At 55.0% G+C, this 19,692-nt stretch carries 21 protein-coding genes; 10 read left to right on the top strand and 11 right to left on the bottom strand.

The window, feature by feature from the left end; all coding sequences use genetic code 11:
* Positions 1 to 16: 16 nt before the first annotated feature.
* Complete coding sequence (locus HNV11_RS02855; RefSeq protein ID WP_171738219.1) at positions 17 to 1,450, top strand: vanadium-dependent haloperoxidase; 1,434 nt, start codon at positions 17 to 19, stop codon at positions 1,448 to 1,450.
* Between the two features lie 41 nt (positions 1,451 to 1,491).
* Here HNV11_RS02855 and HNV11_RS02850 read toward each other — a convergent pair whose 3' ends face one another.
* From HNV11_RS02850 to HNV11_RS02815, 8 genes are all read right to left on the bottom strand, one after another.
* Positions 1,492 to 1,896, bottom strand: coding sequence for a hypothetical protein (locus HNV11_RS02850; protein ID WP_205402743.1), 405 nt, complete (start codon positions 1,894 to 1,896; stop codon positions 1,492 to 1,494).
* Positions 1,893 to 2,222 carry a hypothetical protein gene (locus HNV11_RS02845; protein ID WP_171738218.1) on the bottom strand — a complete coding sequence of 110 codons (330 nt, stop codon included), beginning with the start codon at positions 2,220 to 2,222 and terminating at the stop codon, positions 1,893 to 1,895. The genes HNV11_RS02850 and HNV11_RS02845 overlap by 4 nt, the downstream gene beginning before the upstream one ends.
* Before the next feature lie 40 nt (positions 2,223 to 2,262).
* Positions 2,263 to 2,895 carry an RNA polymerase sigma factor gene (locus HNV11_RS02840; RefSeq protein WP_171738217.1) on the bottom strand — a complete coding sequence of 211 codons (633 nt, stop codon included), beginning with the start codon at positions 2,893 to 2,895 and terminating at the stop codon, positions 2,263 to 2,265.
* Between the two features lie 161 nt (positions 2,896 to 3,056).
* Entirely contained in the window at positions 3,057 to 4,034 is a 978-nt protein-coding gene (gene egtD / locus HNV11_RS02835) for an L-histidine N(alpha)-methyltransferase (RefSeq protein ID WP_171738216.1), read from the bottom strand.
* A complete protein-coding gene (gene egtB / locus HNV11_RS02830) occupies positions 4,034 to 5,197 on the bottom strand; it encodes an ergothioneine biosynthesis protein EgtB (protein WP_171738215.1) in 1,164 nt (387 codons plus the stop codon). Before egtB ends, egtD begins: the two co-directional genes overlap by 1 nt.
* 87 nt (positions 5,198 to 5,284) lie before the next feature.
* Complete coding sequence (locus tag HNV11_RS23885) at positions 5,285 to 5,455, bottom strand: UBP-type zinc finger domain-containing protein (RefSeq protein WP_240163725.1); 171 nt, start codon at positions 5,453 to 5,455, stop codon at positions 5,285 to 5,287.
* A gap of 104 nt (positions 5,456 to 5,559) precedes the next feature.
* Complete coding sequence (locus HNV11_RS02820) at positions 5,560 to 7,221, bottom strand: FAD-dependent oxidoreductase (protein WP_171738214.1); 1,662 nt, start codon at positions 7,219 to 7,221, stop codon at positions 5,560 to 5,562.
* A gap of 55 nt (positions 7,222 to 7,276) precedes the next feature.
* The gene (locus HNV11_RS02815; protein ID WP_171738213.1) at positions 7,277 to 8,671 is read right to left on the bottom strand and encodes a sensor histidine kinase; all 1,395 of its coding nucleotides are present in this window, start codon (positions 8,669 to 8,671) and stop codon (positions 7,277 to 7,279) included.
* Between the two features lie 112 nt (positions 8,672 to 8,783).
* Here HNV11_RS02815 and HNV11_RS02810 point away from each other — a divergent pair, with 112 nt between their 5' ends.
* Positions 8,784 to 9,689, top strand: coding sequence for a ChaN family lipoprotein (locus HNV11_RS02810; RefSeq protein WP_171738212.1), 906 nt, complete (start codon positions 8,784 to 8,786; stop codon positions 9,687 to 9,689).
* Positions 9,690 to 9,714: 25 nt separating this feature from the next.
* On the opposite strand, the gene HNV11_RS02805 is transcribed toward HNV11_RS02810, so the two are convergent.
* Both HNV11_RS02805 and HNV11_RS02800 read right to left on the bottom strand, forming a co-directional pair.
* Positions 9,715 to 10,584, bottom strand: a complete 870-nt coding sequence (locus HNV11_RS02805; protein WP_171738211.1) for an SMP-30/gluconolactonase/LRE family protein — start codon at positions 10,582 to 10,584, stop codon at positions 9,715 to 9,717.
* Positions 10,585 to 10,628: 44 nt separating this feature from the next.
* Positions 10,629 to 11,690 (bottom strand): hypothetical protein, encoded by a 1,062-nt coding sequence (locus HNV11_RS02800; protein WP_171742042.1) that lies wholly within the window; start codon positions 11,688 to 11,690, stop codon positions 10,629 to 10,631.
* A 160-nt stretch (positions 11,691 to 11,850) separates the two neighbouring features.
* On the opposite strand from HNV11_RS02800, the gene HNV11_RS02795 reads away from it, so the two are divergent.
* The 8 genes from HNV11_RS02795 to HNV11_RS02760 all read left to right on the top strand — a co-directional run bounded on the left by HNV11_RS02795 (position 11,851) and on the right by HNV11_RS02760 (position 19,544).
* Positions 11,851 to 13,050 (top strand): putative sugar nucleotidyl transferase, encoded by a 1,200-nt coding sequence (locus HNV11_RS02795; protein ID WP_171738210.1) that lies wholly within the window; start codon positions 11,851 to 11,853, stop codon positions 13,048 to 13,050.
* Between the two features lie 5 nt (positions 13,051 to 13,055).
* Complete coding sequence (holB, locus tag HNV11_RS02790) at positions 13,056 to 14,180, top strand: DNA polymerase III subunit delta' (protein WP_171738209.1); 1,125 nt, start codon at positions 13,056 to 13,058, stop codon at positions 14,178 to 14,180.
* 67 nt (positions 14,181 to 14,247) lie between these two features.
* Positions 14,248 to 14,742 (top strand): ATP-dependent zinc protease family protein, encoded by a 495-nt coding sequence (locus tag HNV11_RS02785; RefSeq protein WP_240163723.1) that lies wholly within the window; start codon positions 14,248 to 14,250, stop codon positions 14,740 to 14,742.
* A 51-nt stretch (positions 14,743 to 14,793) separates the two neighbouring features.
* The gene (gene rimK, locus HNV11_RS02780; protein ID WP_171738208.1) at positions 14,794 to 15,702 is read left to right on the top strand and encodes a 30S ribosomal protein S6--L-glutamate ligase; all 909 of its coding nucleotides are present in this window, start codon (positions 14,794 to 14,796) and stop codon (positions 15,700 to 15,702) included.
* A 59-nt stretch (positions 15,703 to 15,761) separates the two neighbouring features.
* Positions 15,762 to 16,316 (top strand): hypothetical protein, encoded by a 555-nt coding sequence (locus HNV11_RS02775; protein WP_171738207.1) that lies wholly within the window; start codon positions 15,762 to 15,764, stop codon positions 16,314 to 16,316.
* 36 nt (positions 16,317 to 16,352) lie between these two features.
* Positions 16,353 to 17,258 carry a LysR family transcriptional regulator gene (locus HNV11_RS02770; protein ID WP_171738206.1) on the top strand — a complete coding sequence of 302 codons (906 nt, stop codon included), beginning with the start codon at positions 16,353 to 16,355 and terminating at the stop codon, positions 17,256 to 17,258.
* Positions 17,259 to 17,324: 66 nt separating this feature from the next.
* The gene (locus tag HNV11_RS02765; RefSeq protein ID WP_171738205.1) at positions 17,325 to 18,518 is read left to right on the top strand and encodes a threonine synthase; all 1,194 of its coding nucleotides are present in this window, start codon (positions 17,325 to 17,327) and stop codon (positions 18,516 to 18,518) included.
* A 114-nt stretch (positions 18,519 to 18,632) separates the two neighbouring features.
* Positions 18,633 to 19,544, top strand: coding sequence for a TIGR01777 family oxidoreductase (locus tag HNV11_RS02760; RefSeq protein ID WP_171738204.1), 912 nt, complete (start codon positions 18,633 to 18,635; stop codon positions 19,542 to 19,544).
* A 46-nt stretch (positions 19,545 to 19,590) separates the two neighbouring features.
* Here HNV11_RS02760 and HNV11_RS24185 read toward each other — a convergent pair whose 3' ends face one another.
* Positions 19,591 to 19,677: a hypothetical protein gene (locus HNV11_RS24185; RefSeq protein ID WP_394353882.1), complete on the bottom strand. Its 87-nt coding sequence runs from the start codon at positions 19,675 to 19,677 to the stop codon at positions 19,591 to 19,593.
* Positions 19,678 to 19,692: the final 15 nt, after the last annotated feature.

Below are 19,692 nucleotides of genomic sequence, written 5' to 3'. Positions count from 1 at the left end.
TGCTGAAACGTAGCTCATGTTTCCCAACCTGTTACTCTTACCAGATTCCGCCACGCCCACTGCGTTACGACAATCCATCCGCTGGTTCTGGCTGTTGGGTTGCTTTTACGTTCTGTATAGCTGCACGTCGCCAACGCCCGACGTAAAGCCAGATCCGCCCCTGCCCGTCTTCCCAGTCGGAACGCCAGTGGCTTCCTATAACGCCAATACGGCCGTTCGGTGGGGCGATATGGCTTTGCGAATTACGGCGGGCACGCCCGGCAATACGCCAACTTATGCCTCGCGGGCGTTTGGCTACCTGGGGCTGGCGATGTATGAAACAACCGTTCATGGTATGGCTGACCATCAGTCAATGGTTCAGCAACTGAGTAATTTAAATACCCTTCCACTTCCTAAAAGCGACAGTGCTTACAGTTGGCCACTGGCCTTAAACGCCGGGCAGGCTTATCTGCTACGAAACCTGTATGAACATACCTTCCCGGCTAATCTGACGGCTATCGACTCGCTGGAAACGGCGATTCGGCTGGCTTATAGCGATACCCTGCGGACGGAGGTTGCGGCACGTTCAATCGCGTTTGGACGGGCCATTGCAGCGGCTATTTATGAATGGGCGAAGAGCGATGGTGGGCACGAGGGGTATAAGAACCCATTTCCAACGGATTACCGCCTACCCACCGGCACAGGCTTTTGGGTGGCTCCAACGGATGGGCAGGTAGCAGTTGCCCGCGCGCTGCATCCGCAGTGGGGCAATAACCGAACCTTCGCTCCGGCCAGTGCCAAGATGCCTGCGCCCACCCCCGAAACATATTCAACTAATGCGAATTCGGCTTACTTTAAACTGTATAAAGCTGTCTACGACAAAAACCGGCAACTAACCCAGGCCGAAAAAGAAACAGCTCTGTGGTGGTCCGACGATCCCAGCCAGACCTTTACCCCGCCCGGCCACTCCTATAAATTGGCAAGCATTGCAATCAAAACATCCGGGGCAAATCTGGCGCTGGCCGTGGAAACGTATGCCCGCACCGGAATGGCAGTTGCCGACGCCTTCATCTGCTGCTTTAAAACGAAATACACGCACCACAACGAGCGGCCATCCACCTTCATCCGGGCAAATATCGACCGAACGTGGAGTCCGTTCTGGCCCGAGCCACCATTTCCCGGCTTTTCGTCCGGCCATTCAACACAGGCAGCCGCTACAGCTACTGTCCTGACGGACCTGTTCGGAGCCAACGTTCACTTCACCGACGATTCGCACGTGGGCCATCCCAAAGACCAGCTTCGAAATATTGAGTTCAAAGCCCGGACGTTTAATTCGTTCTGGGAGGCCGCCGAAGAGTCAGGCTGGTCGCGCATTCTGGGCGGTATTCATACCCAGCAGGATAACGAAGCCGGTCTGCTGCAAGGCAAAAAGATTGGCGAAAGTATCAATCAACTTGTCTGGAAAAAATAAAAAAGCCCCGCGTCTGGATGCTTATAGACGCGGGGCTTTTTTTAAATAGCCGTTGGGGTCGGCTCCGGTTGACTGGGCTGCTCGGTCTGCGGCTCGCGCCACCAGCCACGGCCCCGCCCACCGCATCGTTCGCGCCACTGCGCTTTCATTTGCTCCCGCTGTTCAGGCGTCATTTGCTGCCAGCGTTCGGCCATTTTCTGTTTCCATTCCACCCGGCCGGGTCCATATCCAAATCCCCGGCGACCATAGCCGCCCCGGAAGCCGCCGAACAGAATCCGGCTTAAGACCAGCAGGCCCAGCGCCTGTCCGAAGGTTATGGTTGTTACGCCCACAATAGCGGGTAATAAAGCATTCCAGAGGGTCATGACAACCAGTCCGGCCAGACCGACGAAGAGTATAGCGAAGCCGAGGAACCGTAAGCCCCGGCGAATCCAGAAGCGTCTCATTGGTTAAGTAGTTGAGGTTTAATAGATACAGAATCTCCAGCCGGAATTTGAGAATGGTTTGCATTTCGCTTATTCGATTGCTCATTAAACTGACGATGGTGCCAGTTATGACGACCATAGCCATAGCGCCCACCCCGGCCAAAATTACCAAAGCCAAACAGGAGCCGGGCCAGGAAGAATAAGCCCAGCGCCTGCACAAACCGCAGACGAGGGCCGTTGAACAGCGATGGCACAAGCCAGTTCCAGAGCCGCATGACGACATAGGTAGCCAGCAAAAACAGCCCGATGCCGAGCAGCACGAAGCCAATTCCTTTCAAAATCATCATGGTCTGTGTTGGTTAAAGAGTGAACGTGTTCGTGAGTGAATTACTCGTTGAAAAAATCGTCGTACAGAGTACGTAACCGGTTGCGGAGATGCAGCACGGCGTATCGTTTGCGAGAGAGCAGGGTGTTGACCGGAACGCCCCATTCGGCAGACAGATCCTTGAAACTCCGCCCTTCCAGTTCATGCTGCACAAACACATCCCGCTGTTCGGCAGGCAGTTCGGCGAGCGCATCGGTCAGGGCATCGTAGAAGGTTTCCCGGAAAAATTCGCTTTCGGGTCCGTTGCTGTCGGTAGCCGCCAGCCACTCGGCCAGTACCGGCGACTCATCATCGTCTCCATAATCAGTTGTATCGAGTGAAACGGTTCGGGTTTGGCTGCCGTCCTGGGTTGACCCCGCTTTACGGTACCAGTCGCTGATTTTATGACGGGCTACGGCAAACAGCCACGAAGCGACCCGACCAATGGGCCTGGCGGCCTGATAAGCCTCGGTTAGTTCAACGAACACGTCCTGCAGCACATCCTCGGCATCGACCGATTCGGGCAGGCGTCGGCGAATGAACGCCAGCAGCCGACCACGCTCCTGCCGGATGGTCTCACCAAGCGGTCGGTTTGCCGAACCGTCGTCAGTAGCCACCACGGCCGGAGCAGGAAGGTTAATTAAGGTGGTATTCATTATCCAGCTGACCCATTATCAGAGCCCTTACAACGGGAGAGTCGGAGGAGAACCAAAAATATTGTCTGGCGGGTGCCGGAACAGAGGCAGAAAAGGACAAGCGGAAATAGGCTTGCGCAAATGGCGCAAAACCGGGATGAGCCAGAGCATTTTACGTAGCGCTATGATCTACAGAAGATTACGTCGGCAAAGTAGCTCTTGCAGTCCGTAAACCAGCCCGTAACGGAGAAGCCGGTCGTCTGCGCCAGTTGTTCGATCTGAGGCCAGGTGAACTTGCGCGAGATTTCGGTGTGGATGATTTCACCGTAGTCAAATGGCACGCTCATTTCCAGCTCTTTAATCTCGACCATTTGCGCTTTCTGGCTCACCAGATAACTACGGGCTTCGCCGGTTTCCGGATTATAAACCTCGTAATGATCAAAAGCCGCCAGATCGAAATTGGCGTCGAGTTCGCGGTTGATGCGCCGGAGCAGATTCAGATTGAAGGCCCGCGTTAGCCCCTGCCGGTCGTTGTAGGCTGCGTGAATAACCGCCGGATGTTTCTGCAGGTCAAAGCCCGTGAGCACCAGATCGCCTGGCTGAAGCCGGTCATGTAGCTGCTGGTAGAACGTAATGGCTTCTTCAGGCGTAAAGTTGCCGACGTTCGAGCCCAGAAAGAGCACAACTTTGCGGCTGTTGGTTTCGGCTGATAGTTGTTCAAGCGCGTTGAAGTAATCATCATGCCGGGCATTAAGCCGCAAACGGGGCCACTGCTGGCGTACGTCGGCCGCTAAGCCTTCGAGCGCGTCGAGCGAAATATCAATGGGGGCATACGTAAAATTGACCCGTTGCTGATCAAAAAACGACAGCAGAATCTTGGTTTTAAGCCCATCGCCAGCGCCTAGTTCGACCAGCTCAAACGGCCGGCTATCGGGCGTAAACAGGTCCAGCAGATTGGTCTTGTACGTATCCAGAATCTCGTATTCAGACCGCGTCAGGTAATATTCCGGCGCGTGCATGATGGCCTGAAAAATCCGGCTTCCCTCGGCATCGTAAAAGTAGCGTGACGACAGGCGTTTCGGCGTTTTCAGCAGTCCCGTTCGGACCTCCTCGATCAATGCGGGATCGACTTCATTCCTAGTTGCCAAAGGCTCAACCATTACTGACTCGTCAGTCGAATTCCCGTGTACTGCCATCGTTTGTCGGGTTGAAAAAAGTTGCGGTACGTCGGCCGGGAATGGCCTTCTGGCGTAGCAACTGAAGCGCCACGCAGCACGATCTGCCCACTCATGAATTTACCATTGTATTCGCCCACAGCTCCTTCGGCGGTCGTAAAGCCGGGATAGGGCATATAAGCCGAGTTGGTCCACTCCCAGCGCGAAACCCAGGCGAGTTGCTGCGCAGCCGCTTCCCACTCGAACTCGGTAGGCAGGCGCTGGCCTTTCCAGCGCGCGTAAGCGTCGGCCTCATACTGGCTGACGTGGCAAACCGGAACGTCTTTATCAACTGGTTTCAGTCCATCGAACGTATAGTTCCACCACTCGCCCTCCACGCGGTGCCAGTATAAAGGAGCCTGAACGTCATTTGCTTTTACCCACGCCCAGCCGTCGGACAGCCAAAAGCGAAAGTTCTGATACCCGCCGGCCTCGATAAACGCCAGGTAGTCGGCGTTCGTCACCAGATTTCCCGACAGAATCGTATCATTAACGTAAACCTTATGGGGAGCCAGCTCATTATCGAAGCAAAATCCGTTGCCCCGGTGGCCGATGGTATAAATGCCTTCGGCAAGGCTTACCGCTGAAGCGGGCGATTCCGGCCGATGCTCCGTGATAGGCATTTCGACCGCTGGAAACAGAGGGTTATGTCCCAGAATGTATTTAATGTCGGTAATGAGCAGCTCCTGGTGCTGCTGCTCGTGGTTAAAACCGAGTTCAATCAGCGCATATAGCTCCGGAGCGATATCGGCCGTATCCAGAAACCGGCTCATGTGCTCATCGACGTAAGCACGGTAAGCATAAACGCCGGCTACGGTCGGGCGGCTGAGATTGCCCCGGTCCGTCCGCAGCACCCGCCTGCCTACGCTTTCGTAATAGCTGTTGAAAACGAAGCTGAAATCTTCGTGGTAAATTCGATAGCCGGGCGCGTTGGGAACCAGCACAAACGTTTCCCAGAACCAGGTTGTATGCCCCAGGTGCCATTTCGGCGGACTGACGTCCACGATGGGCTGAACAACGTAATCTTCTGTTTCCAGGCCCCGGCAAATGGCTTCTGAATGCGCCCGTACACGGAGGTACTGGTCAGTAAGCGTTTGTTCGGCAATCATGTGTGGCGTTGGCTTGTAGTCGTCGCTGACGATAGTATAAAGCAGTAAATGGTCAATAGCTAAATAACCACAAACCAGGGGTCTTGTTCAGTACTGAGCCATTTGTTCATCTACGTAACACCATAGCCACCGTTCGCCCGGCTCGGCCGATGCCACAACGGGGTGACCACTGGCCTGAAAGTGTTTTGTCGCATGTTTATTGGGCGACGAATCGCAGCAAAGCGTGGTGCCGCACTGCTGGCAGGTACGCAGATGCACCTATCGATCACCCGTTTTGATGCATTCCTCGCACACATACTCGCGCGCCGGGCGAATGGTTGACAAATCGGCCAGATGGCCACAGAGTTTTTGTCGGAGCATGCTTAGGTATCGGCTAAATACTTGTGGACAAAACTCACCGCCATAGCGCCCTCGCCTACAGCCGACGCTACGCGGTTCATGGCACCAGCCCGCACGTCGCCGGCCGCAAAAATGCCCGCGCTGCAGGTTTCGAGCAGATAGGGTTCCCGATTATATCGCCAGACCTTTTTGAAATCGGCGTATTTGGCCAGATCCCGGCCAGTGGCAATAAACCCTTTCGGGTCTTTAATAATATTCATCTCAATCCAGTCGGTCAGGGGCTTGGTGCCAATGAAAATAAACAGCCCGGCTGCTTTCACCGTCCGACGCTCCTTCGAGTCCATGTTTTCCAGCACCAGACATTCCAGCCGCTCCTGACCCAGCCCTTCGGTCACTTCCGTACACCCCAGTACGGTGATATTCGGGGTGCGCTCAATCTGATCGATCAAATACTGAGACATTGTTTCCGACAGGTCGGGCCGCCGAATGCAGATAAATACCTCCGAGGCCGTTCGGGAGAGATACATGGCCCCCTGCCCGGCCGAGTTTCCCCCGCCGACGACGTAAACCGGCTGCCCTTTAAACGCGTAGGCTTCGGTTGTGGCCGCACCATAATACACCCCCGCCCCAGTGAATTTGTCGAGACTTTCGTTTTCTAACTTATGGTAGGCAACGCCCGTACTGAGCAGGATCGCCCGCGCCACGACCTTCGAGCCGTCGGCCATGTTTATGTCTTTGTATTGCCCGCGTGACTGAATCGAGACGACCTCCTGCGGAGCCAGAAACTCCACCCCAAACCGTTGCGCCTGAGTAATAGCCCGCCGGGTAAGCTCAGCTCCGCTCAGCCCGTTCGGAAAGCCCAGGTAGTTTTCAATCCGCGAGCTGGTGCCCGCCTGTCCACCTGGTGCCCGCTTGTCGATCAGGATAGTTTTTAGCCCTTCGGAGCCGCCATATACTGCGGCTGCCAGCCCGGCCGGACCAGCGCCGATGATGGCCAGATCGTATAAGTCCTGGGAAGCTTTGGGCGTAAGGCCCAGCTTTTCGCCCAAACTGCTGAGCGTGGGTTGCGCCAGTACAGTTCCGTCCTCAAACACGACGACTGGCAGGTCTTTAGACTCTACCTGATGCAAGCCAAGCAACTCCTGTGCCTGCGGGTTCGTTTCCACGTCATACCATTGGTAAGGAAACAGGTTACCCGCCAGAAAATCTTTCAGCTCATGCGACTGGGGCGAAAACTGATAGCCAATTAGTTTCAGCCCTTCAAAAGCGGGGCGGTAATCGGCCTGCCAGGCCTCCAGCAGATCATCGAGCACCGGGTATAGTTTTTCGCCGGGAGGATCCCAGGGCTTGGCAATGTAATAATCGAGCTGCACGTCGTTAATAGCCCGGACAGCCGCGTCAATGTCTGAATAGGCCGTTAACAACACCCGTTTGGCATTCGGAAATACCTTTCGGGCCTGCGCCAGAAACTCCACGCCGGTTATACCGGGCATCCGCTGATCGGACAGAAACAGGGCGACCTCTTCCCCTTTCTTTTTCAGCTCGCCCAGCGAATCGAGCGCTTCCTGTCCCGAACTGGTACACATGATCCGGTACTGCTTCCGGTATTGCTGCCGCAGGTCGTGCTGAATGGCCTGCAGCACCTGCGGGTCATCATCAATAGAAAAAAGGATGGGTAGTTTCATAACAGACAATGGGTTCGTACAAGATTAACCGGGGTGAAGCAGTAACGAAACAAAATTATTCGACGGGCAGGCAAACCGAGAACTCTGTTCGCCCCGGCTCCGACTGTACCTTGATGGAGCCATTGTGGTGTTTCACAACCCCCTGCACGATGTCGAGCCCAAGTCCCGTTCCGGCGCCTATTTCCTTAGTTGTGAAAAAGGGCTCAAATATTTTATCCCGAATGTCCTCGGGGATGCCCGCGCCGTTATCAATCACTTTTGTCAGCACAAACGCCATCCCTTCGGCCCGCTGGTCAAGTTCGCAATCAATAGTCAATTGTCCACCTTCGGGCAGGGCATCAATGGCGTTGTCGATGAGGTTGGTCCAGACCTGATTGAGTTCACCCGGCCAGCCGCAGACGGCTGGCAGATCGTCGGGAACGTGCAACGTAACGGCAATTTGTTTCTTTTTCAGCTTATGATCCAGGAGCGTTAGCGTATTCCGGATCCCATCGGCCAGTTGAACCCGTTCTTTGCCTACTCCCCGATCCATGTGAGTATAATTTTTAATGGAGCCGACCAGAGCCGAAATTCGTTTGGAGGCTTCGCTGATGTCCGTTACCAGTTTTTCGGTCACCAGATTATTCACCAGCCAGGCTACCACGCCCGCCAGATTCTCGTCGCCGATGCGCTCCAGCATCCACTCCAGATCATCGACCGTAAAGCCAAAATCGACCAGGGGTCCGGCCATATCCAGACTATCATCGACACCCTGATCGTCGAGCCAGTCGGTCACTTCGTCTTCCAGACTACTCCGCTGCAGCAACGTCAGGATGGGCGGCTTCTGATCTATTTTCCTGAAAATTACCTCGTTTACCGAATCCACCTGCTGGTCGCTCAGCTTCAGGTGCATAATCGTTTTGAAGGCTTCGGGCGTGGCGCGCAGGTGCTGGCGGAGCGTATCGGCCGACCGCACGACGGCCGCCACCGGGTTGTTCAGTTCATGCGCCAGCCCCGCCGAGAGCCGTCCTAGCGACGCCATTTTTTCGTTCTGCTGAACCTGCCGCGTAAAGTCCCGGACGCGCGTGGTCATCTGATGCACAAGAGCCTCCGTCAGTTCATAATGCGTATGGGCCAGTTCGCGAACGTGATCGCGGTGAAGCCGAAGTACCCGGGCCGGTTTTTCGGCAACGAGCCGGTTGGGAATGGTTTTAATCCGCGAAAAAGGCAGCACGCCCAGAACGGAATGAGGTTCGTAAGAAGCAATCTCGTCACTGACCCCGTTCGGCCCGTCGATACGAATTCGCCCGTCTAGCAGCAGCATCAGATGATCAACCGGTATATCGGGCGCATAAATGACCTCTTCCTGTCCATACGTCTGCTCCTCAGCGCGGTCAATCAGCCATTGGAGCTGCTCATCGGGTACGTTCTCAAAGGCCGGAAACTGGCGAAGATTTTCGAGCAGGGTCATCGGGTAGCGGGAAGGTTTTGCAGGATGTCAGGAGTCTGGCCGGATTATAGCCAATCGGGTAACTAATTGACGATGCGATTGGTTACGGTATTACCTAATAACCATGTACCGGATGCGCTTCGTCCTGCTATTACTTTGTCTGCTGGTCTTTAGTTTTAGGCCCGACAAACCCGCTTACCGGCTTTATGATCCGAACTTAAAAGCGGCTACCTACGATAAACTGCTGCGCCGGGCGGCCGATGCCGACGTGGTGCTGTTCGGCGAGCTGCACAACAATCCCATCTGCCACTGGCTCGAACTCCAGCTCACCAAAGACCTGCAGGCCCGGAAGAAAGGCGCTCTGGTCCTGGGTGCCGAAATGTTTGAGGCCGACAACCAGACTGCCTTAACGGATTACGTTCAGGGGCGCACGACCGGCAAAGAACTGGCCACCCAGGCCCGGCTGTGGCCTAATTTCGACACCGACTACAAACCCATTACTGATTTTGCCCGCGAGCAGAAGATTCCGTTCATCGCCACTAACGTACCGCGCCGGTACGCCAGTCTGGTTGCACGCCAGGGTCTGACCGCCCTCGATACGCTATCGACCGAGGCAAAAGGCCAGATGGCGCCACTGCCCCTGACGGTCGATCTGACGCTGCCCGGCTATAAGGCCATGCTCGACATGATGAATGGTTCGGCACATAGCGGCAGCAAGGGCACCGCCAGCAATCCGCACCAGGGCAGCACCGATCAGGCCGCTAACTTTGCCCGTGCTCAGGCCATTAAGGACGCCACAATGGCTTATTTTATCCTGCAAAATCTGAAGCCCGGCCAGACAATGCTGCACCTCAACGGCGACTATCACTCCAAGAATTTTGAGGGGATTGTCTGGTATTTACGTCAGCAGCGACCCGACCTGAATGTTGTTACCCTCTCGTCGGTCGAGTTGCTCGACACTGAAAAGCCTACCTCCGAAAATCGGAATCTGGCCGACTTTGTATTGGCGATTCCTGCTGACATGACCAAGACCTATTAAGCGCGGTTCTATGGACTTTGCCAGGTTAATCCATTCGCTGAACCAGTACGGTACCGGCCGTTAACTGGGGCAGGTAAAGCATCTGTCCGAACACGCCGAAGTCGGCGGGGCCGCTTAGGTTGGTCAGGGCTGCGTACGGTTTCAGGGTGTTGCTGGTTAAATCGAGCCGCCAGAGTTTACCGCCCGGCCTGGAGGTCGTTCCCCAGTCGGTTACCAGAGCCACTTTGCCGTTTAGCAACGTAACGCCGTCAAACACCCCGGCTCTGGGCAGCAGCGTCCGGTAGATCATTTGTCCGTTCTGTTCCTCAAAAACGCCAATGTCGCCCGGCTGGCCGTTACTGCCATAGCCAACCACGAACAACCGCCGACGGTCGGCGTCAAAGAATAGTCCATTGGGGCCGTTGGTTGTGCCGGGCAGTGCTGTATAGGTTTTTGCGGACAGGTTCACCTGATACACTTTTCCTCTGTCCGTAGCCGACACAAACAGCGTCTGCGCGTCCCGGATAACCAGATCGTTCAGAAGCTGCGTCTTCTCCGACGTAAAATCCAGCTCGAACACGACCGATTTTGTTCTCAGGTTGAAACCCACAATGCGGTCGATGTCTGCTACGTATAAGACGCCCCGCACCACCGCCATGCCTTTGGGCGCGTTCAGACCGGTTAGGAACCGCTGTTCGAGTACCCGACCGCGCGGATCGAGACGCGAAATATAGCCATCGCCATCTTTATCGGATGGCTTGAGCTCTTTGCCAATATTCGAGACGTACACAACCCCCGGCGTCGGCCAGACACTTTCGGGATGATCGAAGCCCGGGACAAGCGTTGACTGCGCCCGGCCGATCAACGGCAACAAAGCGCTGGTAAACAATAGAAACTGAAAAAACGGATTGACCATTTCGAGATAAGGCTGCCGCTAAACTTACAAAAAAGAACCATTGCTCAGCGTTTCGGACTGCATACGGTCTGGTATTCGGCTACTAGCACCCAGCAATGAGCCTCGCACTGCCAGCGCATCTGCACGAGCGGCCGGTCGGCGAACCGACGCAGCCACGCCTGCTCATAAGCCGTCAGCAGTCCCGCAATGAAAAAATGAAATCTGCCGAAATCCTGTTCAATATCCACCAGGTTCACCACCAGCGGAGACTCGCCCAGCCATGCCAGTGCCGTCGATAGCATACTCTGCTCGACACGATTGTCAGCGGCCGTTCGCAGCGAGTAAGCATCGGCGATCAGACGCGGCCGGATCGGCTCCAGTTCGGGCAAGTCAAACGCGTTCATGAGACGCGCCAGATGGTAGATAATGAGCGAGGTACGGGCGTAATGGGGCGCCACCCGGAACGGCTCCGTTACGTACCGGCCCGATTCTACTACTGATCGTAAGTAGGTCAGCGAGTCAATATCGTGCTGATTCAGCGGAAGTTTATAGTAGCATATACAGTAAAGCAGATTGCTCAGCGCACAGGCGTCGAAATCGATGCCCATATTCTTACCAAACCAGGTCGAATACGCCCGCAGTTGCCGGTAGTCAGCATAGGTGTTCCGAATCTGCTGGCGAACGCCGTTGGCGTGCTGGGCTACTTTGCCTTTGAGCCAATCCAGTTCCTCAGGCAGCGGCTGCGTGGTCAGGTAGACCATGGCCGTATCATCGATGTCATCGGGAATGCGAAAATGCTCGAATCGACGGAACAGATAGCCATTCGGGAAGTGCCGCGACGGTCGTGTCGGCCAGAAGTTATAGGTATTCAGACCGTCTTTGTTCCGAAACAACGGATAGGCAGCCGCAGCCCGCCCGGCGATTTGATTAATTACCGACTGCGCGGTCGACGTAACAGACGCCTGCAGCCGTTGCAGGGTAAAAACTGTGATGGCCGTGAAAAACACATTCGTGTCCGGACGCTGATAACGCCAGGTCGAATTGCTTCGAATCGCCGGAAAAAGCCCGGTTTCGCCCTGAAGGTCAGCAATGCGCCGGATGATTTCGTCGGTGTTTAGCAGGGCCATGAATCCCCCCGTACTGGGGCTGTAAAAGTACACGAGCCTGCCGGACCTTCCAAGCCAGAGCAGTCCCAGAACCACTTCCCAGGATTCCATACAGAATCCCAAATTGGTTCTCTTTTTCCAAATTAAGGTCTGATATTTGTAATCGCAATTGCCATTACGCATGTCCAATCTGATTCTGTTCGACGACCCAGCAATTCGTCCCGCATTGTTGCCGTTCACGTTTACCCGGCCCGTAGCCGACATCCGGGTTGGGATTCTGACCATCACCGAAAAGTGGACGCTGAAGCTCCGGACGGAACCGTCCTTTCTGGCCGAGTCGTATCTGCGCGTCAAGTATCCGCTGCAACTCACTACCGATAATTTATTCATCAACGGTGCCGTCTGCCCGACCGATGAACTGGTTGACCGGATTAAAACGCTGTCCCTGGGCGAAAGTCTGATTTCACCCGGTGGTCTGCTGCTGGCCCTGCGCACCGACCGGAACCCGACTGAGGCCGACCAACTGCTTGATATCCCCCAGCATACCACAACGTTCGATGAACCCGTACCGACCCTGCGCCAGCTCTGGAGTATCATTGCGGCCCATGGTAATCAGCTGCGAGCCGACTTTACGCTGATCACCGCCGGACGGCAGTCACAACCAATTACCGACCCGTTTACGCGCTGCTACGCCCCTGAAAATATCTTTCTGGAAGAAGGAGCCACCGTTCGGGCTTCCATCCTGAACGCCGAAGACGGTCCGATTTACATTGGCCGGAACGCCAGCATCAGCGAAGGCAGCGTCGTGATCGGGCCGTTTGCCCTGGGCGAAGGCTCGATGGTGCATTACAATAGCAAAATGCGAAAAAACACGAGCGTCGGCCCGTACTGCAAAATAGGGGGCGAAGTTGCCAACTCGATTCTGTTCGCCAACAGCAACAAAGGTCACGAGGGCTACCTTGGCGACTCGGTTGTTGGCGAGTGGTGTAACCTGGGTGCCGGCACGAATACGTCGAATTTAAAGAACGATTATTCGACCGTAAAACTCCATAGCTACGTCACGAACGATCTGGTCGATACGGGCCGGATGTTCTGCGGATTGATAATGGGCGACTACACCCGCACCGGTATTGGCACCATGTTCAACACCGGTACGGTGGTCGGCGTGAATGTGAATGTATTTGGCAGTGGTCTGCCGCCCAAGCACGTTCCTTCGTTTTCGTGGGGCGGAGCCCAGGATGGCTTCTCTCTTTACCGCATCGAAAAAGCCCTGCGGGTAGCCGATGAAGCCTTCAAACGGCGCGAACGCCTGTTTGATATGGTAGAGGAAGACATTTTACGGGCCGTATTCAACGCAGAGCAGGCCAACCGTTCGCTCTAATCGGTATGCTTTTCAACGAAATTATCGGCCAGGACGATACTAAGCAGCTGCTGCTGCGGGCAGTGCAGACCAATCACCTGGCCCACGCCCTGCTATTCGACGGGCCGGCTGGCAGCGCCAATTTAGCGCTGGCTTTAGCGCTGGCGCAGTACGTCAACTGCGAAGACAAGCAGCCCGCGGATGCCTGCGGACGATGCGCATCCTGCGTTAAGATGCAGAAGCTCGTGCACCCGGACCTGCACATGGTGTTTCCGGTGGCGAATCTGGCAAAGGGCAAAACCTCCGAAGCCTACCTCGCCGACTGGCGTCGGTTTCTGCTCGAACAACCGTATCGTACACTGCCGGACTGGCTCGAATCGGTCGGGGCCGACAACAAGCAGGGGAATATTTCAGCCGAAGAAGCCCGGAGTATTCTGCAGAAACTGTCGCTGAAATCGTATGAAGGCGGGTATAAGATTATGCTCATCTGGCTGCCCGAACTGATGAACGTAACCTCGGCCAACGCCCTGCTGAAGGTATTGGAAGAGCCACCCGCCCAGACTCTGTTTCTGCTGGTCACTAACCAGTCCGACAAGTTGCTTATCACCATTCTTTCCCGTACGCAACGGGTGGCGGTGCGGGCGTTCTCAGACGAAGACGTAGCGACGCATCTGCGTCAGCAGTTGAATTTCGACGAAACAACCGCCCGACGGATTGCCTACCTGGCCGATGGAAACCTGGCTACGGCCCTGCAGTTGAGCCAGCAGGAAAGCAATGGCGTTTCGGGTTCTGATCAGCATGTCTGGTTCGCCGACTGGATGCGCACGTGCTACCGGCAGGACTTGATTACGCTGGTCAAACAGGCCGACCAGTTCGACGGTTTCAGTAAGGAAAAACAGAAAGGTCTGCTTGAGTACAGCATTCGGCTATGCCGGGATTTATTCCTCTGGCAGCAGGGTGCGGGCGCGTTGCTGCGCCTGCCCGACGATGAGATGGCATTCGTCAAAAATTTCGCCAAAGTCCTGACAATAAGCCACATCGAACGTATCGTGACCGATCTGAACGAGGCCGCCTACCACCTCGAACGCAACGCCCGCGCCAAAATGGTGATGCTCGATATGTCGCTTACATTTAGCCGCCTGATCCGGTAAATAAGGTATAGGCCTTCGCCTACTGCCAGCCTTATACTTTTACGCGCTGTTTCTATCCGCTCTACCCATGAAGTCTCGAAAACCCAAACCTAAGCAGGTAATTGGCATGACCGACCTCATTGATTTTCCGGATCTGGCTCTCTTCAACGTACAGGCGAAGATAGACACGGGTGCGTTTACGTCGGCCCTTCACTGTAAACACATTGAACTGGAGCGAGCCGGTATGCAGACCCGGTTAAGTTTCTGGCTGATTGACAAAACCGGAGGGCCGCCTAAGCAGTTCTATAGCGACCAGTTCAGCCAGCGCATGATTCGTAACTCATTCGGGGTGGCCGAGCTTCGGTACGTTATCAAAACCCGCGTTACTCTATTTGGGCGCACGATTCGGGCCGAATTTACCCTTGCTGATCGCGAACGGCTCAAGAATCCGGTTTTGCTGGGCCGCAAATTGCTTCGTAACCGCTTCGTGGTCGATGTTTCTGAAAACAATCTGTCTTACGCAGCAAAACTTGCTAATCAAGCCAGAAAATCCTCAACACTACCGGTGAGCGAGCCTTCCTGAATTGCGATCTGATTCCTGTTCGCAGCTCATCTTTCCTTGACAATCAAGCTAATGCGTATTGCCATTTTGTCGGCCAATCCGAATCTATATTCTACCCAACGACTCCTCGAAGCCGCCAACCAGCGTGGCCATGAAGCCGTTGTGGTGAACCACCTGAACTGCCAGGTCATGATTGAGGGCGGTCGTCCGTCGGTACTGTATGAAGGCCGGGAACTTGACCCGTTCGATGCAATCGTACCCCGCATCGGTGCGTCCGTTACTGACTACGGCTGCGCCATTGTACGGCAGTTCGAAATGATGAAAGTATTTACGACGGCCAAGTCGCAGGCCATTACCCGCTCCCGTAACAAGCTGCGGAGTTTGCAGGTGCTGTCGAAAGCTGGCGTCGGGCTGCCCAAAACGGTATTTGCCAACCATCCCAAGAACGGGGACGTAACGCAACTGATCGAACTCGTTGGTGGGCCACCCGTAGTCATTAAGCTGCTGGAGGGTACGCAGGGCATTGGCGTGGTGCTGGCCGAGACAACCAAAGCTGCCAAGTCGACTATTGAAGCTTTTTACGGTTTAAAAAAGCATGTGCTGGTGCAGGAATTTGTGGCCGAAGCCAAAGGTTCCGACATCCGGGCACTGGTAGTGGGCGGTCGTGTAGTTGGGGCCATGAAGCGGCAGGGTATCGACGGTGAATTTCGTTCGAATATCCACCGAGGTGGCAATGCGGTGGCCGTTACGCTCTCGGCCGACGAAGAGCAGACCGCTATCGAAGCCGCCCGCGCCCTGGGTCTGAAAGTCGCGGGGGTTGATATGCTCCCCTCCGAGCGCGGTCCTTTAGTCCTCGAAGTCAACTCGTCGCCGGGTCTGGAAGGAATCGAATCGGCAACGGGCGTTGACATTGCCGACCAGATCATCGCGTACATTGAAGACAAAATCCGGGCTGACGAAGGCGATATGGTTGGCGTATAGCATTTGCTGGGTTATGGCGAATGATGTTCTATTTTAGCCGAATAATTTATCGTTCGTCAATGCCTGCTCTCGATTCAGATCTGAAGAAAGCCATCGTCCGGATGCCGGGCGCGGAAAAAGATAAGCTGCTGCTGCGGTTGATTGTCAAAGACCCCGTTCTGACCGAGCGGCTCCAGTTCGAACTCATTGAACATGGGCAAACCATTGACGAACGGCGGGAGCTGATCCGGCAGTTCATCAACCGAACCGTCAACCTGAAGCAGGATTCGGCCGGCTGGCTTATGATGGACATGCGTACCATTAGCGGCTACATCAGCCGCCACCTGAAAGTTACCAAAGACAAATACGGCGAAGTGGACCTAATGCTGTATATGCTCAATACGTTCTATGACCACCACGCTCATCTGCTGCACAAATACAACTCCCGGACCGATAAGGCCGCCCAGTACATCGCCAAACGCACCGATCAGATTCTGAAAAAAGCCGGGAAGCTGGACCCCGATTACTTCATTGAGTTTGCCGACGAGATCAATAAACTCCTGAGCTGGGTCAACTATGCTGCTCCGGCGCACTACGCCCGTCAACTGGGCCTTCCCAAAGAGTGGCTGGTCTGAGACTCCAGGCAGGCTTTGTTAACAAATCATCATGCCATGCTGTCAATACAACACCGGGTGTTTATGGAAGTGGCCCGACTGCTGAGTTTCACCAGAGCCAGTCAAACGCTTTTCCTCAGTCAGTCGGCTATTAGCAAGCAGATCAAGTCGCTGGAGCAATTCTATAAAACCGGCCTTTTCGAACGCCACGGAACCCGCGTTAGTCTGACGCCGGCTGGTCAGCTGCTATACGAAAAACTCCTGGAGGCCACTCAGCTGCAGCACGAGCTTCATCAGGCCATGCACCAGCTTAACCAGGATTTTCTGCCGCCAACCAAACTGGCCATTGGTGCCAGCACAACTATAAGTCTGTATGTACTTCCGCCCGTGTTGTCGGCTTACCTTCGGCAGTATCCCACTATCCAGATAAGCGTTCTGAACCGAAATTCCACTAACGTCCAGAAGGCACTGCTCGACCACGAAATTGACGTAGGTATTGTCGAAAGTATTCCCCGGCTCAATACGTTAACCTACAGCCCTTTTCTAACCGACGAAGTCGTGGCGGTCTGCTCGGCTAATAGTCCCCTGCGAAACCAGAGCTTAACCATTACCGACCTGCCCGCAATCCCACTCGCCCTGCGTGAGAACGGCTCCGGTACCCTGGCTGCCGTCGAATCGGCCCTGCAGAAACAGGGTATCCGCCCCGCTCAGCTTCAGATCCGGATTCGGCTCGGTGGCACCGAGGCCCTGAAAAACTTTGTGCTGGCCGACACCTGTCTGTCGTTTTTGCCCCGGCTGGCAATCCGTCATGAACTGGCTACGTCGGCCCTGGTCGAAGTGCCGATTCAGGGGCTGACGATTGAACGGGGGTTCCACTTTATTCAACGAAAGGGCACAGAAAACAACCAGTGGGTAAATGCCTTCATTCGCACAACCCGGCGCTACTATTCCTTTATAGAATAACTCATGCCAAAAAACGATTTGCATTAGGGGTTGCGAACGGCCACTTTTCGGCCGTCTTCAACAGCTATGCACGTACTAACGACTTCATCACTCCTGCGCGATCTGCAGTGCTCCTATTGCGGTAAAACTCATTCGGCTCATGTTCGGCAGACGCTGTCCGGTTGTTGCCGGGCTCCGCTTTTAAGCCAGTATGAACTGGACGCAAGCCCTCTCTCCCGCGAAGACCTGCTTACCCGCCCCTCCACGCTATGGCGATATGCCGAACTACTGCCCGTATTTCAGGCCGAAAACCGGGTTAGCCTGGGTGAAGGATGGACTCCGCTCCTGCCTGTCGACCGGCTGGCCGGCCAATATGGTTTGCACCAACTCAGTCTGAAAGACGAAGGTTTAAACCCAACCGGTTCTTTCAAAGCCAGAGGACTGAGTCTGGCCATCTCGAAAGCAAAAGAGAACGGCGAACGGGCCTGTATCGTCCCTACGGCGGGCAACGCGGGCGTAGCCACCGCTGCCTACTGCGCCCGCGCGGGTCTGGAAGCGGTGGTTGTCATGCCCCGGCATACACCCGATGCGTTCAAGGAAGAGTGTCTGGCTTATAACGCTCAACTGATTCTGATCGACGGTCTGATCAACGATTGTGCGGCTAAAGTGCAGGAAATGAACCAGACCGGCGCTTATTTTGACGTATCGACGTTGAAAGAGCCATATCGTGTAGAAGGCAAAAAAACGATGGGTTATGAAATCGCCGAGCAACTGAACTGGCAGCTACCAGACGTAATCATGTACCCAACCGGCGGGGGCACCGGCCTGATTGGCATCTGGAAAGCGTTTCATGAGCTTAAACAATTGGGCTGGATCACCCCGCACCAGCCCCTCCCCCGAATGGTGGCCGTTCAGGCTGACCAGTGCTGCCCAGTTGTCGATACCTTTGATGGTAAGCAGCCCAATTCCAAACAGTATATAGGCAAACCGACCCTCGCCAATGGACTGGCCGTACCCCGGCCTATTGGCGAGCCGCTCATGCTTAAAGTTCTTCGGGAATCGAACGGAACCGCGCTGGCTGTCTCAGAAAACGAAATGCTGGAAGGGGTCAGCGAACTCGCCCGGCAGGAAGGCTTCTTTGTTGCGCCCGAAGGCGGAGCCATCTGGGCCGCCACGAAGAAATTGCTCCGGCAGGGCTGGCTACAACCCAATGAGCACGTACTACTGTTAAATACGGGCTCCGGCCAGAAGTATCTGGATAATCTGAAAGGTAGCTGGTAGGGGTCAGCCGCGAAACCCTGCCGGGGTTTCATCCGGTTGTCGCCCGTGCCGGGTTATGCTAAAACACCCAGCGGGACATGGCGTTATATCAGGCATAACCCACTCTGTCCAGTTATGAGCCAGACCGTTTTAATCACGGGCGGCACCGGCGTTATCGGCCGTCGCTTAACCCAGTTGCTCCGTCAGCAGAATTATCAGGTATCCATACTCAGCCGTTCAGCGAAGTCCATTCCTGGCGTTACGGTTTATCAATGGGACGTAACGAAAGGCCGGATGGATCCGGAGGCTGTCCTGACTGCCGACCACATTGTTCATCTGGTAGGCGAAGGCATTGCCGACAAGCGCTGGACCGATACCCGTAAGGACGAGATTCTGTCCAGCCGCACCCAATCCTCAGATCTGCTGGCTCAGACGCTCGCCAGCCAAACTCACCACGTAAAGTCATTTATCGGTTCGTCGGCTATCGGCTATTACGGGGGCGACACCGGCGACAGACCGCTGACCGAAACCAGTGAAGGAGGCAGCGATTTTATGGCGCAGGTCGTCCGGGCGTGGGAACGCTCCGAAGATCAGGTCGCTGCCCTCGGCATTCGGACGGTTAAGTTCAGAACCGGGGTGGTCCTGACCATGGATGGTGGAGCGTTGCCTAAACTAGTACAACCTATCCGGCTGGGAGCGGGGGCGCCACTTGGCTCTGGTCAGCAGTATGTTTCCTGGATTCACATTGACGACCTCTGCCAGCTGTTTATTCAGGCATTAACGGACGAATCGTGGCAGGGCGTTTACAATGCTGTTGCGCCGACGCCCGTCACCAACGAAACCATGACGCGGGCCATTGCTCAGGTCCTGCACCGGCCGCTGATTCTACCGAACATCCCCACTTTTGCCATTAAACTGATGTTCGGTGAACTGGCCATCGTCGTCACGGGAGGCAACTACGTACTCAACAAACGTATTGCTGAAGAAACGTCGTTTCAGTACCAGTACGCAGACCTGCGTAGAGCACTGGAGGATTTACTAAAATAGTGATTATATCAGTACACTATTCATCTATAAGCCGTTGCCTACCTGTTTAGGTGAGAACATAATGACCTAATTTTTTGGACCCTTCAAACTGAATTAGACCCGCATTCCGCAGGATATCCAAGTTCCTGCGAATGGTCTTTTCCGTAAC

Origin of the sequence: Spirosoma taeanense (assembly GCF_013127955.1) — a bacterium.
Classification (GTDB): domain Bacteria; phylum Bacteroidota; class Bacteroidia; order Cytophagales; family Spirosomataceae; genus Spirosoma; species Spirosoma taeanense.
This window is presented reverse-complemented; position numbering and strand designations above follow the sequence as displayed.

Excerpts from the sequence above, each read along its gene's own strand:
- HNV11_RS02855 (WP_171738219.1), top strand. The coding sequence starts at position 17 with ATGTTTCCCAACCTGTTACTCTTACCAGATTCCGCCACGCCCACTGCG.
- HNV11_RS02850 (WP_205402743.1), bottom strand. The coding sequence starts at position 1,896 with ATGAGACGCTTCTGGATTCGCCGGGGCTTACGGTTCCTCGGCTTCGCT.
- HNV11_RS02845 (WP_171738218.1), bottom strand. The coding sequence starts at position 2,222 with ATGATGATTTTGAAAGGAATTGGCTTCGTGCTGCTCGGCATCGGGCTG.
- HNV11_RS02840 (WP_171738217.1), bottom strand. The coding sequence starts at position 2,895 with ATGAATACCACCTTAATTAACCTTCCTGCTCCGGCCGTGGTGGCTACT.
- egtD (WP_171738216.1), bottom strand. The coding sequence starts at position 4,034 with ATGGTTGAGCCTTTGGCAACTAGGAATGAAGTCGATCCCGCATTGATC.
- egtB (WP_171738215.1), bottom strand. The coding sequence starts at position 5,197 with ATGATTGCCGAACAAACGCTTACTGACCAGTACCTCCGTGTACGGGCG.
- HNV11_RS02820 (WP_171738214.1), bottom strand. The coding sequence starts at position 7,221 with ATGAAACTACCCATCCTTTTTTCTATTGATGATGACCCGCAGGTGCTG.
- HNV11_RS02815 (WP_171738213.1), bottom strand. The coding sequence starts at position 8,671 with ATGACCCTGCTCGAAAATCTTCGCCAGTTTCCGGCCTTTGAGAACGTA.
- HNV11_RS02810 (WP_171738212.1), top strand. The coding sequence starts at position 8,784 with ATGCGCTTCGTCCTGCTATTACTTTGTCTGCTGGTCTTTAGTTTTAGG.
- HNV11_RS02805 (WP_171738211.1), bottom strand. The coding sequence starts at position 10,584 with ATGGTCAATCCGTTTTTTCAGTTTCTATTGTTTACCAGCGCTTTGTTG.
- HNV11_RS02800 (WP_171742042.1), bottom strand. The coding sequence starts at position 11,690 with ATGGCCCTGCTAAACACCGACGAAATCATCCGGCGCATTGCTGACCTT.
- HNV11_RS02795 (WP_171738210.1), top strand. The coding sequence starts at position 11,851 with ATGTCCAATCTGATTCTGTTCGACGACCCAGCAATTCGTCCCGCATTG.
- holB (WP_171738209.1), top strand. The coding sequence starts at position 13,056 with ATGCTTTTCAACGAAATTATCGGCCAGGACGATACTAAGCAGCTGCTG.
- HNV11_RS02785 (WP_240163723.1), top strand. The coding sequence starts at position 14,248 with ATGAAGTCTCGAAAACCCAAACCTAAGCAGGTAATTGGCATGACCGAC.
- rimK (WP_171738208.1), top strand. The coding sequence starts at position 14,794 with ATGCGTATTGCCATTTTGTCGGCCAATCCGAATCTATATTCTACCCAA.
- HNV11_RS02775 (WP_171738207.1), top strand. The coding sequence starts at position 15,762 with ATGCCTGCTCTCGATTCAGATCTGAAGAAAGCCATCGTCCGGATGCCG.
- HNV11_RS02770 (WP_171738206.1), top strand. The coding sequence starts at position 16,353 with ATGCTGTCAATACAACACCGGGTGTTTATGGAAGTGGCCCGACTGCTG.
- HNV11_RS02765 (WP_171738205.1), top strand. The coding sequence starts at position 17,325 with ATGCACGTACTAACGACTTCATCACTCCTGCGCGATCTGCAGTGCTCC.
- HNV11_RS02760 (WP_171738204.1), top strand. The coding sequence starts at position 18,633 with ATGAGCCAGACCGTTTTAATCACGGGCGGCACCGGCGTTATCGGCCGT.